The sequence below is a fragment of the Flavobacterium bomense genome, from assembly GCF_003970355.1.
This window is the reverse complement of record NZ_RYDJ01000051.1, coordinates 1-1,883: the sequence shown is the minus strand read 5'-3', so window position 1 is coordinate 1,883 and position 1,883 is coordinate 1. Positions and strand designations below refer to the sequence as shown.

General features: G+C 35.2%; 1 protein-coding gene and 1 pseudogene. Both read left to right on the top strand.

From position 1 onward, the window contains the following. Positions 1–1,440: tRNA uridine-5-carboxymethylaminomethyl(34) synthesis enzyme MnmG (mnmG, locus tag EKL98_RS15440; protein ID WP_126563093.1), on the top strand; the 1,440-nt coding region annotated here is incomplete at its 5' end. 147 nt (positions 1,441–1,587) lie between these two features. After that, a pseudogene (locus EKL98_RS15435) lies at positions 1,588–1,883 on the top strand (methyltransferase); the annotation flags it as partial.

Genomic DNA, 1,883 nt, shown 5'->3' with positions numbered 1-1,883 from the left:
ATTAAATCGAAATCAGTTGTTTTAACGAATGGGACTTTTCTTAACGGTTTGATTCATATTGGAGAAAAACAATTCGGAGGAGGTAGAGCGGGCGAAAGTGCCGCTTATGGAATCACCGAAGATTTAGTCAATGCAGGATTTCAATCAGGAAGAATGAAAACAGGAACGCCTCCACGGGTTGATGGACGTTCTTTGGATTATTCTAAAATGAATGAAGAAAAAGGGGATGCAAAGCCGGATAAGTTTTCTTATTCAGATATAACTTCTCCTTTGATTCATCAAAGGTCTTGTCATATGACCTACACTTCGCTTGAAGTTCACAATATTTTGAGAGAAGGTTTTGATCGTTCGCCAATGTTCAATGGAAGAATTCAATCACTAGGACCAAGATATTGTCCGTCTATTGAAGATAAAATTAATCGTTTTGCAGATAAAGAAAGGCACCAATTGTTTGTTGAGCCAGAAGGATGGAAAACTTGTGAGGTTTATGTTAATGGTTTTTCTACTTCCCTTCCTGAAGACATTCAATTTAAAGCTTTGAGTTCTGTTGTTGGATTCGAGAAGGTGAAATTTTTCCGTCCCGGATATGCAATCGAATATGATTATTTCCCTCCAACACAATTGAAACATACTTTGGAAACAAAGTTGGTTGAAGGTTTGTATTTTGCCGGACAAATAAATGGAACGACGGGATATGAAGAAGCGGCCTCTCAAGGATTAATGGCAGGAATTAACGCTGCATTGAAAGTTCAAGAAAGGTTACCACTTATTCTAAAAAGAGATGAAGCGTATATTGGAGTTTTAATCGATGATTTAATTACCAAAGGAACGGAAGAACCTTATAGAATGTTTACTTCTCGAGCAGAATTTCGAACTTTATTGCGTCAGGATAATGCCGATTTTAGATTAACGCCAATGTCTTATGAAATTGGATTGGCTTCTGAAAAGCGTTTGCGCAGAATGGAGCATAAGTTGAATGAATCCGAAAAGATGGTTGCTTTTTTTAAAGAGACCAGCGTAAGTGTTGCTGAAGCCAATCCAATTTTGGAATCAAAGGATACGGCTTTAATTACTCAAGGAGATAAAATGTTTAAAGTCTTCTCTCGTCCACAAATCAATATGGAAGATATTGTCAAATTTGAAAAAGTGGCGGCCTATATCGAAGAAAATGATTTGGATCAGGAAATTTTAGAACAAGCCGAAATTCAGGTTAAATATTCAGGTTACATCGAAAAGGAAAGAAACAACGCTAATAAATTGACTCGTTTAGAAGATGTAAAAATCCCTGATAATTTCGATTATAATAAAATAAAATCGATGTCGATTGAAGCACGACAGAAATTAAGTAAGATTCGGCCTGTAACGATTTCTCAAGCTTCTAGAATAAGCGGAGTTTCTCCAAGTGATGTTTCCGTATTGTTGATTTATATGGGACGTTGAGAAAGTGTTCAGTAATCAGTTTTTAGAAGCTAACTGACCACTGAATATTATAATTGTTCCACGTGAAACTATTGTTAAATTTTATAAATAAACCTTTTGGTAGCTGTGCTAAACTGATTACTGAAAACTGACCACTGAATACTAAAAATGGACATTTCAAACCAAAAACATTTTCTTACTGTAAAAGATTATTCCGTTTCGAAAGAAACTTTCGATTTGTATTATGACGAAACTTTGGATATGCTAATTACACATCCGCAGCCAAGTTTAGAAAGTGTGGGCAGTGATTACGAAAGTGAAGATTATATTTCCCATACGGATAACAAAAGATCTTTATTTGAAAAATTATACCATTTTATAAAAGGCATTGCATTAAAAAACAAACTGAATTTAATCAATTCACTTCAACCACAAAAAGGAAGGATATTGGACGTTGGAGCAGG